This is a genomic window from Chania multitudinisentens RB-25, assembly GCF_000520015.2.
Classification (GTDB): domain Bacteria; phylum Pseudomonadota; class Gammaproteobacteria; order Enterobacterales; family Enterobacteriaceae; genus Chania; species Chania multitudinisentens.
Genome location: NZ_CP007044.2, coordinates 4700819 through 4715091, shown reverse-complemented (window position 1 = coordinate 4715091; position 14273 = coordinate 4700819). Strand labels below are relative to the sequence as shown.

Annotated in this window: 10 protein-coding genes; 4 read left to right on the top strand and 6 right to left on the bottom strand. The window is 49.5% G+C overall.

The genetic code is table 11. The features are described 5' to 3' along the window. Positions 1–39 precede the first annotated feature (39 nt). Positions 40–2703: a beta-N-acetylhexosaminidase gene (locus Z042_RS20925; RefSeq protein ID WP_024911515.1), complete on the top strand. Its 2664-nt coding sequence runs from the start codon at positions 40–42 to the stop codon at positions 2701–2703. Positions 2704–2899: 196 nt separating this feature from the next. On the opposite strand, the gene fur is transcribed toward Z042_RS20925, so the two are convergent. The 6 genes from fur to Z042_RS20895 all read right to left on the bottom strand — a co-directional run bounded on the left by fur (position 2900) and on the right by Z042_RS20895 (position 8347). Continuing rightward, positions 2900–3346: a ferric iron uptake transcriptional regulator gene (fur, locus tag Z042_RS20920; RefSeq protein ID WP_024911516.1), complete on the bottom strand. Its 447-nt coding sequence runs from the start codon at positions 3344–3346 to the stop codon at positions 2900–2902. A gap of 325 nt (positions 3347–3671) precedes the next feature. Continuing rightward, on the bottom strand, positions 3672–4211 hold the full coding sequence (gene fldA, locus Z042_RS20915; protein ID WP_024911517.1) for a flavodoxin FldA: 540 nt from the start codon (positions 4209–4211) through the stop codon (positions 3672–3674). 210 nt (positions 4212–4421) lie between these two features. Then, positions 4422–4712, bottom strand: a complete 291-nt coding sequence (ybfE, locus tag Z042_RS20910) for a LexA regulated protein (RefSeq protein ID WP_024911518.1) — start codon at positions 4710–4712, stop codon at positions 4422–4424. A gap of 355 nt (positions 4713–5067) precedes the next feature. Next, complete coding sequence (gene ybfF, locus Z042_RS20905; protein ID WP_024911519.1) at positions 5068–5829, bottom strand: esterase; 762 nt, start codon at positions 5827–5829, stop codon at positions 5068–5070. Between the two features lie 107 nt (positions 5830–5936). Continuing rightward, positions 5937–7718, bottom strand: coding sequence for a hybrid sensor histidine kinase/response regulator (locus tag Z042_RS20900; protein WP_045784807.1), 1782 nt, complete (start codon positions 7716–7718; stop codon positions 5937–5939). After that, a complete protein-coding gene (locus Z042_RS20895; RefSeq protein WP_024911521.1) occupies positions 7715–8347 on the bottom strand; it encodes a response regulator transcription factor in 633 nt (210 codons plus the stop codon). The genes Z042_RS20900 and Z042_RS20895 overlap by 4 nt, the downstream gene beginning before the upstream one ends. 615 nt (positions 8348–8962) lie before the next feature. Between Z042_RS20895 and Z042_RS20890 the strand changes: the two genes are divergently transcribed. The 3 genes from Z042_RS20890 (at position 8963) to seqA (ending at position 14212) form a co-directional block, all read left to right on the top strand. Continuing rightward, entirely contained in the window at positions 8963–9379 is a 417-nt protein-coding gene (locus Z042_RS20890) for a putative periplasmic lipoprotein (protein ID WP_024911522.1), read from the top strand. 558 nt (positions 9380–9937) lie between these two features. After that, entirely contained in the window at positions 9938–13261 is a 3324-nt protein-coding gene (locus Z042_RS24640) for an autotransporter outer membrane beta-barrel domain-containing protein (RefSeq protein ID WP_024911523.1), read from the top strand. Positions 13262–13684: 423 nt separating this feature from the next. Next, complete coding sequence (gene seqA, locus Z042_RS20880; protein WP_024911524.1) at positions 13685–14212, top strand: replication initiation negative regulator SeqA; 528 nt, start codon at positions 13685–13687, stop codon at positions 14210–14212. The last annotated feature ends 61 nt before the right edge of the window (positions 14213–14273 follow it).

Below are 14273 nucleotides of genomic sequence, written 5' to 3'. Positions count from 1 at the left end.
TTCGCGCTAATAACAACTGACTTACGCAAGAGGTTGAAGATGAACAAGTTTAAGATGAGTGCTCTCGCAGCCCTGACGGCCACTGTTGGGTTATTCGGTGGAGTAGGCTCGGCGATGGCTAACCAACAGATTGTTGACCAACTTAGCCAGTTGAATGTGAAGCTACAGATGCAGGACAACCGTGCAGCCGATCATGGTGTTGACTGCGCCAAGCTGGGTGCTGATTGGGCATCTTGTAATAAAGTGTTGATTACCCTGACCAACAGTGGGCAGGAAATCAAAGGCCAGGATTGGGCGATTTATTTTCACAGCCCGCGTCAGACGCTAAAAGTCGATAACGAACAATTCAAGATTACCCATATCACTGGCGATCTGTACAAGCTGGAACCGACTGATAAATTCACCAGTTTTCCAGCCAATCAGGCCGTGGAAATTCCGATCATTGCTGAATACTGGCAGGTGTTCCACAGTGACTTCCTGCCACGCTGGTATGCCACCTCGGGCGATGCAAAGCCTAAGATCCTGGCGAATACCGATACCGAAGATGTGAACCAGTTTGTTGCCCCATTCACTGGCGACCAGTGGAAACGCACCAAGGATGACAATAATATTCTGATGGTGCCAGAAAGCCGCTTTATCAAGAATCAGGATCTGAAAGTGCTGCCAACGGCAGCCTTGCGTGGCCAGATCGTACCAACCCCAATGGAAGTTAAAGTTCATCAACATGATGTTGATTTGAGCAAAGGCGTGGCGTTAGAACTCAGCGCATTAGCCAAGCCTGCGGCGGACGCGGCGGCCAAGCGTTTTGAACTGTTGGGTGTTGCCAATCAGGCTGGCGGTTATCCGATCAAAACGGATATTCAACCAGGTGCCTTTAAGGGGGATCTGGCGGTATCAGGTGCGTATCAATTGAAGGTTGGTGAGAAAGGCGCGCTGGTTACCGGTTTCGATCAGGCGGGGGTTTTCTACGGCCTACAATCCATTCTGTCGCTGATTCCTTCCGATGGCAGCAAGAAAATCGCTACGCTGGATGCCACAGACGCACCGCGTTTCCAATACCGTGGGATGTTCTTGGACGTGGCGCGTAACTTCCATCAGAAAGATGCGGTGTTGCGCCTGCTGGATCAGATGGCGGCTTACAAACTGAATAAATTCCATTTCCATCTGACGGATGATGAAGGTTGGCGCATTGAAATCCCCGGTCTGCCAGAGCTGACCGAAGTGGGAGGCCAACGTTGCCATGACCTGAGTGAAACCACCTGCCTGTTACCGCAATACGGTTCAGGCCCAGAGCCGCACGGTGGCTTCTTCTCGCGTCAGGATTACATTGATATCGTCAAATATGCTCAGGCACGCCAGATCGAAGTGATCCCTGAAATCGACATGCCTGCCCATGCTCGCGCGGCGATAGTGTCGATGGAAGCCCGTTACAAAAAGCTGCATGCCGCAGGTAAAGAGAAAGAGGCCAATGAATTCCGCCTTGTAGATCCGACGGATACATCGAATACCACCTCGGTACAATATTTCGACCGCCAAAGTTATCTGAACCCGTGCCTGGATTCGTCTAAAAACTTTGTTGATAAAGTGATTGGTGAAGTGGCCCAGATGCATAAAGAAGCCGGTCAGCCACTGAAAACCTGGCACTTTGGTGGGGATGAAGCCAAAAACATCCGCCTGGGTGCTGGCTATACCGATGTGAAAAAACCGGAAGCAGGCAAGGGCATCCTTGATCTGAGCAAAGAAGATAAACCATGGGCCAAGTCTCAGGTTTGTCAGGCGATCATTAAAGACGGCAAAGTGGAAGATATGGAACACTTGCCAAGCTACTTTGGTCTTGAAGTCAGCCAGCTGGTGAAAGCCCACGGTATTGACAGAATGCAGGCGTGGCAGGATGGCCTGAAAGATGCCAAAGATTCCAAAGCGTTTGCTACCAAGAACGTTGCGGTGAACTTCTGGGATACTCTGTACTGGGGCGGCTTCGACTCCGTGAATGACTGGGCGAACAAGGGTTATGACGTCGTTATTTCCAACCCGGATTATGTCTATATGGACTTCCCCTATGAGGTGACCCCGAAAGAACATGGTTACTACTGGGGCACTCGTTTCAGTGATGAACAGAAGATCTTCAGTTTCGCGCCGGATAACCTGCCACAAAACGCTGAAACCTCGGTGGATCGTGATGGCAACCACTTTGCTGCCAAGAGCGACAAACCATGGCCGGGTGCTTATGGTCTTTCAGCCCAACTGTGGAGCGAAGTGGTGCGAACCGACCAGCAAATGGAATATATGATTTACCCACGTGCGCTGTCTGTGGCTGAACGTGCATGGCATCGCGCAAGTTGGGAGCAGGACTACAAAGCGGGCCGTGAGTACAAAGGAGGCGAAACCCATCACGTCGATACCAAGGCGCTGGAAAAAGATTGGCAGCGTTTCGCCAACCTGATCGGGCAACGTGAACTGGCTAAGCTGGATAAAGGTGGGGTGAGTTACCGTCTGCCAGTACCAGGAGCCCGTGTTGTTGATGGTAAGCTGGAAGCCAACATCGCCTTGCCGGGCCTGGGTATTGAATACTCTGTTGATGGCGGCAAGCAGTGGCAGCGTTACAACGATAACGCACGTCCTGCCGTTGCGGGTGATGTGCAAATCCGCGCGATCAGCCCAGATGGCAAGCGTTTCAGCCGTGCCGAGCCGGTAAAAGCCTAAGCTCATCCACAGCCCATCTGTGCGTTGGCAGATGGGCTGCGGCGAGTGTCGTATCCTGTTAGTAAAAAATGCTGCAAGAGAACCTTGTAATTGGAGTCATGATTTTTCCCCGGCTAGCCCGGGGATTTTTTTGTCTGCAAATGGTAGGCACAAAAAAACCGCCATCAAGGCGGTTTCTCATTACGGGCAGGAAAAATTACTTCTTGTCATGCAACGTATCGTTCTCACGGCAGTCACCATCCTCACAATGGCCGTACAGATACAGGCTGTGGTTGGTGAGTTTGATACCGTGTTGTTTGGAAATATCACGCTGGCGAGCTTCGATAGATTCATCGCTGAATTCGATCACTTTGCCGCAATCCAGGCAAATGAGGTGGTCGTGGTGATGCTGTTGGGTCAGCTCGAATACGGACTTACCGCCTTCAAAATTGTGACGTGTCACAATACCAGCGTCATCAAATTGGTTCAGCACGCGGTAAACCGTTGCCAGACCAATTTCCTCACCCATATCAATCAGTTTTTTATACAAATCTTCCGCACTGACGTGATGGCATTCTGGATCTTGCAATACTTCCAGGATCTTGAGTCGCGGAAGCGTGACTTTCAAGCCAGCTTTTTTCAATGCGGTATTATTGTCAGTCATGCGGATTCAGTCCTGTTACTATGCTAATCAAGTTGAGGCATTTTCGCCTATGGTAACGGTCAGCATAAAGAGTCAATTGCGTCTCATTATAGAACCGGTTGCCTTAAATAGAAACCGTCGGTTGTTAACAAAAATACCTTTGCACTATTGCATGCTATGCGGGCAAGGTCTTGATGGATGGGATAAACCGATAGCTGAGTTTACCGTGATGAGGGGGGAAGTTACAAATTTGTAGCTTCTATTACTCTAATTCGTGATGCTGATAACAGCCCTGCGGCGAATATTATGCGCTTTACAGGGCTTTACTCCAATATCTGGTGGGGGCTTATCCCACGATCTCGGCCAGGCTCAGTTCTTCACTGATCTGTTTGACCCAAGCATCCACACGTTCGTTAGTCAGCTCTGGCTGCCGATCTTCATCAATGGCCAGCCCGATGAAGTGATCGTCATCAGCCAAGCCTTTAGAAGCTTCAAAGTGGTAGCTCTTGGTTGGCCAATGGCCGACGATGGCGGCACCGCGTGGTTCAATGATGTCACGGATAGTCCCCATCGCATCGCAGAAATATTCTGCGTAATCTTCTTGGTCACCACAACCGAACAGCGCAATCAGCTTGCCGTTGAAATCAATATCTTCCAGGGTTGGGAAAAAATCATCCCAATCACACTGTGCTTCACCGTAGTACCAGGTTGGGATACCGAGTAACAGGATGTCGAAAGCTTCCAGATCTTCTTTACTGCTTTTGGCAATGTCATGAACTTCAGCCACTTCTTTGCCATAGGTTTGTTGAAGAATTTTCTGGATCATCTTGGCAATATTTTCGGTATTGCCGGTATCGCTGCCAAAGAAAATGCCTACATGAGCCATATTACAGATAACCTTTTAAATTCAATGTATATACCCTAGGAATTCGTTAGCTGCTTACCTACAACTCCACGTACTTTGGATATAGTATCGCGTAAAATCAAGGCAAGAGTTTGGCGTTAGTACTCTCTTACCGTAAACACATATCATGCCAGAAACGGGGGCTGGGATTTTATCACGTTTATGCGATGCTGCTCTGGCGTGTGAGCGAACTCAAGGTTCTAGCTGTTCTTCTTCCGCCAACTGTGCCAGCAGCATTTGTTCGATCAATTCGCTACGGCTGATGTTGCGCTGGTCTGCCAATTTATTCAGTGCATCGACAGCATCTGCGTTAATTTTCAGCTCCACGCGCCGTAATCCACGCACTTTATCTCGCCGTAACTGATTGCGCTTATTGATTTTAAGCTGTTCATCACGAGAAAGCGGGTTGGTTTTTGGTCGCCCCGGACGGCGTTCATCTGCGAACAGATCCAGGGTTGTGCGATCCAGTTGTTCTTTTGCCATTGTTGCGGACTACTGCAAGAGAGTTTGCATCAAAAAGCGTTGATACCTGTTGCCTGGTATCTCAAAGTAACCAGGGCATACACGCTTTCAGATGGCTCGGTTAACACCATTCAGGCCAATAAACCCTAACCTAAATTTACCTCCAGCCAACGGGCACTGATTTGCACATGGGACAAAGCGGTAAAGTGATATCCCCACGGGATTTCAAGCTGCACATAACCGACAGGGTTATGGTTTGAAAGGCGTTGGAAATAGCGCGCCATATTACCTCAGCAGGTGGAGCAACGACAATGCTTAACTTGGTTCGAAATACGCTAACTCTTTCTCTTTAGCACGTTTTTTCACCGCTTTGCTTTCAGGCTTCATCAAGAAAGCGGCGAATGGCCCGCAGTACGGCATCCGGTTTTTCTGCATGGACCCAATGGCCGGAACCGGCAACAACATAGGCACGAGCCTGCGGGAATTGGCGGGCAATCTCCTCACGGTATTTATCCTGTACGTAAGGCGAAAGCCCACCGCGGATAAACAACGTTGGATGCAGCCAGGGAGGAACACCCTGCCAGCCGAGGATATCTTCATATTGTGCAATTAATACCGGCAGGTTGAAACGCCAGTTTCCCGCATGGAAAGATTTCAGCAGAAACTGAATCACGCCTTCCTCATCCAGAGAGTGGCGCATCAGTTCGGCTGCCTGCTGGCGCTGGGTTATTCCCGCATCGGTAACAGCCTGAAGCGCAGCAAAAATCTTGTCGTGGCGGCGAGTGTCATAAGCCACGGGGGCAATATCGATAGCGACCAGGCGTTCAATCCGTTCAGGCGCGATAGCCGTCAGTGCCATCGCAGCTTTACCGCCCATGGAGTGACCAATGACGATGACCTTATCCAACTGCAAATCATCCAGTAACGTCAGCAGATCCTGCGCCATCGACGGATAGGTCATGGTTGTGGCGCGTGGTGAAAGCCCATGATTGCGCAAATCTACCTTAATCACGGTATGTTGTTGATTCAGGTTGCGCGCCAGAACGCCAAGGTTATCCAGGTTGCCAAACAAGCCATGGAGCAATACCACCGGTAGCGCGGGTGCCTCGGCAGGCAAGAGTTGATAATGTAATTTCATGGTGAAGTTTGCGATGTTAAGACATTGGGGCAGGGTATCATGCCTAGGTAGATATTTATAAATTAGATAAATGTCATCAATACCTTTCGAGCAGTACATTATTGGCGTTATTCAGGGGAAAGCCACTGTGAAAGCAATGCATGGAGCTGCGAGGGTTCCAACGGCTTAGATAACACCAGGTAGCCCTCTCTTTCCGCTTGTTGCAAGATCTCTGAATTAAACTCACCGCTGACCATCGCGCCACTGGCCTGGGGTAAACGCTGGAGTAACTCCTGCAAAATGTCGAACCCACTTTCGCCTGAGCGCAAGCGCTGATCGCACAAAATTGCCTGTGGAGAAAAGCCGCTCTGAAGTACGGCAAAAGCTTCGTTGGCAGAAGCAACGCAGCGGACAGTCACTCCCCAAGCCTGCATCAGGCTTGCCCAGGCGGCAGTGACCAATGGATCGTCATCGACGACCAGACAGGTTCCGGCAAGCGTTCTGTGCGGTGTGGATAACGATTTCTGCCGCACGGGCAATGGAGCCAGGGTTGTCACTGTGTCGCTGGCTGGTAAACGCAGCCAAAAACGTGAACCTTTTCCTTCTATTGAACTCATTCCACACTGCACTTTCATCAGTTTCGCGCATCTTGCTACCACTGCCAGACCTAGCCCATGCCCGGCACTATCTATACGCCAGGCAAGCTCTGGGCGATAGAAGGGGGAGAAAATCTGGTTTTTTTCAGCATCAGCAACGCCAATTCCTGTATCCCAGACTTCGATCAACCACTCTTTGCCACGCAGGCGAACAGAGATCAGCACCCCACCCTGGGGAGTATACCGTAGTGCATTGTGCGTCAGGTTGATTAACGACTGTTTGAGCAACGAGAGATCGCCTAATGCCACGCAGCGTTGCCGGGGGAATCGCGCGCGTAGCGTTAAGCCTCGGTTATTCGCCTCTTCACGAAACAAGGTGATGATAGAATTGATTAATGGCACTAACTCCACTTCTGTCTGTGGGACATTGACGGCATTATTTTCTATTATTGTCAGGTCCAACAGTGAGTTAAACATTAAATGTAATGAGCGCACACTCTCTTGCAGATCATGGAGCTGCGGATTCAACTGGGGATCGCGATTCTTGTGTACGATCGCTTCAATCAAAAATCCCATCGCGTGAATCGGTTGGCGAAGATCGTGGCTAGCCGTGGTGAGAAACAGGTTTTTATCATGTAGTGCATGTTCCGCTTCCTCTTTTGCCAAACGGAATTTCTCAGCCAATAAGATGCTGTCCTCTTCCAGCCTGACCTGCTGCAGGAAGAAGGCGTGTGAGGTCAAGGCATGACGATAAATAGCAAAGGCGTACAGCAGATTAAGCAAGAAAGTGATTGGCCAGGTTTCACCATAGCGCCAAGGGATCAGCACCAGCAACATTCCCCAACAGCTAATAAAGAAGCGCTGGAATGCGCCCAGCAACGGGGTCAGATGTGTCGCGTTGGCGGCGATGATTGCGGCAATACTGATATTGAGCAGCAGAGTGAAATCGAAGGATTGGCTCATGGCCGTGACGAGCATCAGCGAAGACAGGCCGATGCCGTGCAGCAAGGCTACCCGATTCACCCAAGGTAGCCACTGGGCCAGCATGGTGGTGTCAGCCGTTGTGCTCAGTTTCTGGCGATAGCGGTGGTGCCAAAACCTGGCAAGCACGGCTGCAATAAGGTAGAGAACAATCCAACAGATGACGGGGGTTAACGGCAGTTGCAGTTTATATAGCCAAATGGCAAACACCGTACCGACAAAAGGAACAGCATTGATGCTAAAAACTAACCGCGCTAACACATTGTTCAATAGACGGAGCTGCGAGTGCGGCTTGATATCATACGGAGCTTTATCATTAATAATCTTGATCATGGCGTGAAGCGCCGCCCCTGAAGTAACGTGATAGCCTCAACTCTGTTGCTGACGCCGAGCTTGCTGAGAATACCGGTAATGTGTTCTTTGATCGTGGGCTCAGACACAGTCAACTTCATGGCAATCCGTTTGTTTGAAAATCCCCGGAGCATCATTGCCAGCACTTCTGCCTGCCGCTGGGTCAGCCCAAACTCCTGGTGATTAGCCGTTGGTGAGGAAAAAGAGGGGGGATCCGAGGCGTCTGGAAACCAAAGTTGCCCGTTTTGCAATGCCGTAACGGCCTGATTGAAGATTTGTGGTGAGTCGTGTTTATGAACAAAACCGTGTGCCCCTATTTCACGGGCCTTATGTTGAACATTGTTATTCTCATCCCCACTGATCACCAATAGACGAATATTGGGATTCTTCTGTGAAAGATTCTTAATTAACTGAAGAGCTGTGCCATCTGCTAACCAGAAATCCAGAACCAGCAATTGCGGGGGGCCTTTTTCTTCGATCAAACTATCACACTCTTGGCGGCTGGTAGCGACGCATACTTGTTGGTAACCACAGTGTGTGCCTAAAAATGCTGCAATCCCCCCAGCAACCAACGGGTGGTCGTCAACGACTAAAGCATAAGGTTTACTCACGTCACTCTCCTTTTGTCACCAATGTAACGTTCGCGTTGACTTATACATTTCATGGCCTACTTTTATTTGATGCAGGCTGGTTAGTTCACAATACACGAATGGCGGTATCTTGTGTGTTAAATAAGTTGTGCGAATAACACGTCCATCTAATAGGCTCAGCACCGGTAAAACTCCGGCCTGTACCCTAATTCATTCAAATTGCAGGATTAAGAGTATGAGGTAGTGAGTCTTTGGGAACTGACTCCAGTTAGTACTGGGTAAGTGAAGGAAGATTAACACATCTATAACTTGAAGTCAGTGGGTATAGAGTGGCACATATATCCAGGCTGAGTTGTTTCTAAATTGATGATACTTTCGCTTTCAATAAACCCTACCTCAGTAGGGTTGCGCCTTTTTGATTATATACGTATCATTCCGACGCATTAATAATAGCCTATTATAATTTTCGAGTATTCGCTAATGCCATTGGAATAAAAGAACTGCGAAGATCGTGTTATTTTTTTTGATATTTTTCGCCCAGCATTTGGTCTGCCAGACTTACAGTCATTAATGCAAAAAACAGCTGATAACTCCGGTTATTAGTATTAATAAATAGTTAATCAATCGGATTGAGATATGCGCAAGTATTTATGGAGTATCATGGTGGCTTTTCTTCTTGTCGGATGCAGTTCCACGGGGGAGAATAAATTCAGTGCATCGTATGTGAAGGCACACGTTATACCCAAGCAGACAACCAAGGCGCAAGTACAGGCAATTTATGGCGTACCGGATGATCAGTCGGCTGATTCTGGTGGCGAGGTACGATGGGAATATAAAGTAGGTGGTAATCTAAGCACAGCCGCCTCTCTTGCCAGCTATATCCCTGGGGCAGGTGCGGTTTCCAGTGCTCTTGGCATGGCTAGTACGGCATCGGATGCCACAGATAGTGCAAGCAAGGCATCGGCTAAAATGTCAGGAAATACCGAATACCGTTCAGATTTCCTTGTTATCACTTTTGGCAGTGACGGTATAGTTGATCGGTGGCACATGTAGTTAAGATTACCTTCAACACGGGTTTGGTCGTAACTCGTTGTGTAGAATTAAGTTATGCTCCCAGCAAAAGTTTGCCGGGAGCATGCATGAATATTTTGAAATGTTTTATAAAACCTCAATTTTATCCCAATAATCAATAATCACCACCGAGCAGAAAGTTGGCATTGAACGTCTGTACATGGTTATTTTTCTTGGTTTCCCAAGAGTAGATGGTGATTAATCAGGCTCTCCCCTCATAAAACCACCATCGTTTTAAATTAGATTGAAAAAGATAATTTATTAGTATCTGGGTTTTTAAGTTAGAAAAAATCTATTTCCCAAAGGATATAGAGGGAGTGCTTTTGTATGTCTGTGTAAGCAGTTGTGACGAGGTAGCGAATGCTTAATGGGATGATGGTTTTTATTGCTGTTAGCATTCCTCGTTAATGATTGGAGTGTGTATAAACGTAATCTAGCGTGGCTTCCTTATTGGAAGCTTTTGTATTTCTACAGTTGTAAAAATAATTAATCAAACAACATCTGAGCGTTTTATTAAACTCATTGGAGGAGTTGCTCTGTATGAATAAAGTTTATCGCCTTGTGCGCCATCACCGTACTGGTTCTCTGGTCCCCGTTTCTGAATTGTCCCGCAGTGGTGGCAAATCCCCTCAAAACCGCAAAGTCGGTATTGCACCCGGCCTGCTTCTGGCCGTGGCCGGCATGTTCGGTTCAGCAGGTGACGCCAGTGCAGCTGAAATCCTGATTGACGGTGGTACGGAAGAAACCGTGCCAGGTACTAAACCGGATGGCTGGAAAACCGGTATTCGAGTGGATCTGGTGGTAGGTGATATCAGTTCAGGCAAGCTAACGATCGGTGAAGGTGCTAAGGCGACTACGGTCGGTGCCGGCTATCTGGCAAGGCAAGCTGGTTCAGTCGGAGAGGCTTCAATTTCGGGGGCGAATTCCCGTTGGACACTTTACAACTACGATCCTCTTTATGGCCAGGATCTGAAAATCGGTGTGGGTGGTGAAGGTAAGGTTTCCGTATTGGATGCCGGAACTTTGGACGTTTCATTCATTGAACTGGGCGTAGAAGAAGGTTCTAAGGGAACTCTGAATATAACGGGAGCTAACTCTCAACTTTTGGGCCATCAGGTGATCGTCGGCAAACAAGGGATCGGTGAGTTCAACATTTCTGACAGTGGTAAATTTGTGCTGGATACCTTTGACAAGGTGATTGTTGGCTATGATGCCACTGGCCAAGGAACAATTAACGTTGACGGTGCGGGGAGCCAGCTTTATTACAACAAATACGGTTCTTCAAGTATGTACGTGGGCTACGGTGGTCAGGGGGTGATGAATGTGTCCAACGGCGCTAAAGCAGGCGCAGCCGAGATACATTTGGGAACCCTCACCGGTGCTTATGGTGAGCTGAATATCTCCGGTGTGGGATCGGTAGTCTCTTCCCCCAGCGGGGTGGTTATTCGGGCCGGTGAAAAAGGAGAGGGCAAGGTCAGTATTACCGATGGTGCGGTGTTCGATGGCGGTAACTATAGAAATTATCTGGGTGACGGCGCTGGTGGAAAGGGAACATTGCTGGTTTCTGGCACCGGCTCCGTCTGGAAGTCCTCTGTCTTGACGGTTGGCAATGGGGGTGAAGGGCAACTGCAAGTTGTCGACGGTGGGCGTCTTGAGGTAGCAGGGCTTGCTATCGCTTCGCAGGTAAAAAGCCAGGGCAGCGCTGTCGTCAGCGGCGCAACCTCTTCAATGAAGGTTACTGAACTTAATGTCGGAGTGGATGGCGTCGGTAGCCTGACCATTGCCAATGGTGCACAGGTAATGAGCACGGGGGCGGATAAATACAGTGGTGTTTCCATCGGCGAACGTGTGTTTTACTCGGGAACCGCGCCTGCAAGTGGCAGCATTCTGGTCAAGGATCAGGGAACGCTGTTCTCAGCCGGATATATCAATATTGGCGGAACCAACGGTGACGGCACCCTGACCATCGCTGACGGCGCCTTGGTCAAGGTGAGCAGCACCGGGCAAGTACGCGTAGGGGATAGCCCTGTCTCCGGCGGAGGCTCGCTTAAGCAGGCCGTGCTTAACATTGGTACGGGTGGCAAAGCTGGCATCTTGGAAACCTCTAACGTGTTTCTACACAGCCGCGGCATATTGAATTTCAATTACACGGATAATCAGGATTTCTCCCCCAAGTTGAGTGGCACTGGTACGATCAATCATCTGGGGAGCGGGACGACACGCCTGATGTCCAAAGATAACATTCTCAGTGGCACAGTGAACGTGGTTGCTGGAACTCTACAGGCGGGGGTAGCCAATAGTTTTGGTGCTAACCTTTTCAGCCCCGCGGTTTTTAATGTTGCCAAGGCAGGAACGCTGGATCTGGCGGGTTTCAATGCTTACTTCAGTGGGTTGAGTAATGCTGGCGTGGTCAATCTTGGCGGTAATGGCAGCGCAGGCATGACACTGGCTCTGTCTAGCGCTACTTTCTTTGGTGGTGGCGACGGCAGCTATAAAGGCGAAGGGGGTACGCTAAGGCTGAATACGGTACTTGGGGGCGATGATTCAGTTACCGACCGTCTGGTGATTACCGGCAGCAGCAGTGGTCAATCTTGGTTGCAGGTCAATAACGTCGGGGGCCAAGGTGCTAAAACGGTTGAGGGTATTGAGGTCATCAGCGTAACTAAAGAGTCTAATGGCGTTTTTAACCTGCAAAAGCCCGTTGTTGCGGGAGCTTACGAGTATCTGTTGCATAAAGGGGGGAAACAGGACCCTGCAAATGGCAACTGGTATTTGCGTTCTGAGGCGGTCAAAACGCCAGAACCACCCAAGCCAGAAATCCCCAAACCGGGAGTGCCTGAGGTTGAAACTCCTGACCCCGAGGCCCCAGCGCCAGGCACTACGGATCCTCAGACACCACCGCCAGGAAACTCTCCCTCTTTGTTACGTGTTGATGCAGCAGCCTATCTGAATAACCAGAATGCTGCGGTGCATATGTTCGATCATACCCGTTCCGATCGCATGGGGGAGCCAGGATTAGGAGCCAGAGGAAAGGAGGGCAATGGCGCGGTCTGGATACGTGCGCATCGCAACAATCTGGATGCTGGCGTGGTTGGCAAGCAGTTGTCGGTTGAGACAGATCTTGACGTTATGCAGATTGGCGGAGAGTTGCAGCATGCTGTTGGTGAAAGCCGGCTGCACACGGGGATAATGCTGGGTTATGGCAACGCCGATACACAGGCAACTTCCGATCTGAGCCAGCGTAATGCCAAAGGCAAGGTTACGGGAACCAGCTTTGGTGTTTACGGTACCTGGTACCAGAATGCCTCTTCGCCTACTGGGGTCTATTTGGACAGTTGGCTACAATATGGCCGCTACGACAACGAAGTCCAGGGCAGCGGATTGGCCCGTGAAGAATACCAGTCCAATACCTGGAGCGGATCGCTGGAACTGGGCTATGCCCTGCCGCTGTATGAAGGAAGTCACCGTAGCCTGTACCTGGAGCCACAGGGGCAGGTGATTTTTACCCGCTATAGTGGTGATGCTCATACGGAAGACAATGGAACCAGAATTGCAGAACAACGGAAAAATCAAACCACTACCCGTCTTGGTGTAAGGTTGTTTAGCAATCCAGTGGGTCCCAACGCTAACCAGATTCAACCGTTCCTACAGTTGAATTGGTGGTCAGGTGGTAACGACGCGACGGTGGAGATGAACGAAACTAAGGTGCGCCATAAACTGGCTGATAATGTGTATGAAGCTAAGGCTGGCGTTCAGTTTGCCCTAGGCAAAGGTTGGAGCGCCTCTGGCAATATCGGGGTCCAAGGGGGCAATAATGATTTCCGCGACGTTAATGGCCAACTGGGATTGAGGTACAGCTTCTGATTGATGGGTTGTTCTAACCCTCCTGAGGCGATGATGGGGCACATTTTGTGTCCCATTTTTCTGGCCACGTATAATTGTTCAAGCTGGTACCTGCTTCGTCTGCTACAGCCCGGCTCTATCGGCACATTTTCCCTGATTTGATCGGCGGCCTGACAAAACCAGATTTAACCCTGCGCCACCAAGAAACGCCCTGAAAACCTATCCTCCAAGAGCACCAATCACTATTATGTGGGGAAGGCTTCTGGTGACAACCCAATGTTACTGCGGGGGAAGTTGGCTGGCCTTCGAGAGTCTGTTAATCTACCTCAAAGCAGTGAAATACCGTAAAACCAGATGGTTGGAAAAATGTAGGTCAACATTGAGATTTTCGTTAGTGACCATAAAACATTATAAAAATCAATTGAATTATTGTTTTGGATAAAGATGAAAACTATAGAAGTCGACGAAGAACTTTACCGCTATATTGCCAGCCACACGCAACATATCGGTGAAAGCGCGTCCGATATTTTACGGCGTATGCTGAAGTTTACCGCAGGGCAACCTGCATCAGCCTCTGCGGTGGCTAAGGCTCCAGAGCCTGCTGCTGCGGTGTCACTTCCACGCGATCGTGTGCGTGTCGTGCGTGAACTGTTGTTGTCAGACGAATATGCCGAGCAGAGCAAAGCTGTAAATCGTTTTATGCTGGTACTTTCCACTTTGTATACGCTTGACGCAGTGGGTTTTACCGCAGCGACCGATGCCTTGCATGGCCGAACCCGTACTTATTTTGCCGGCGATCAGCAAACCTTGCTGGCGAATGGAACGCATACCAAACCCAAACACGTTCCGGGAACGCCTTACTGGGTAATTACCAATACCAATACTGGCCGTAAACGCAGCATGATCGAACACATCATGCAGGCTATGCAGTTCCCGGCAGAACTGATCGAGAAAGTTTGCGGTACTGTCTAATTTAGCAAACTGCCCGTCACGGTGGCCGTATTGCCTGGCCGCAGTACTGGCATTAGGGAGA

What these genes read in the sequence shown, in the direction of transcription:
- Z042_RS20925 (WP_024911515.1), top strand. Translation starts at nt 40, where the DNA reads ATGAACAAGTTTAAGATGAGTGCTCTCGCAGCCCTGACGGCCACTGTT.
- fur (WP_024911516.1), bottom strand. Translation starts at nt 3,346, where the DNA reads ATGACTGACAATAATACCGCATTGAAAAAAGCTGGCTTGAAAGTCACG.
- fldA (WP_024911517.1), bottom strand. Translation starts at nt 4,211, where the DNA reads ATGGCTCATGTAGGCATTTTCTTTGGCAGCGATACCGGCAATACCGAA.
- ybfE (WP_024911518.1), bottom strand. Translation starts at nt 4,712, where the DNA reads ATGGCAAAAGAACAACTGGATCGCACAACCCTGGATCTGTTCGCAGAT.
- ybfF (WP_024911519.1), bottom strand. Translation starts at nt 5,829, where the DNA reads ATGAAATTACATTATCAACTCTTGCCTGCCGAGGCACCCGCGCTACCG.
- Z042_RS20900 (WP_045784807.1), bottom strand. Translation starts at nt 7,718, where the DNA reads ATGATCAAGATTATTAATGATAAAGCTCCGTATGATATCAAGCCGCAC.
- Z042_RS20890 (WP_024911522.1), top strand. Translation starts at nt 8,963, where the DNA reads ATGCGCAAGTATTTATGGAGTATCATGGTGGCTTTTCTTCTTGTCGGA.
- Z042_RS24640 (WP_024911523.1), top strand. Translation starts at nt 9,938, where the DNA reads ATGAATAAAGTTTATCGCCTTGTGCGCCATCACCGTACTGGTTCTCTG.
- seqA (WP_024911524.1), top strand. Translation starts at nt 13,685, where the DNA reads ATGAAAACTATAGAAGTCGACGAAGAACTTTACCGCTATATTGCCAGC.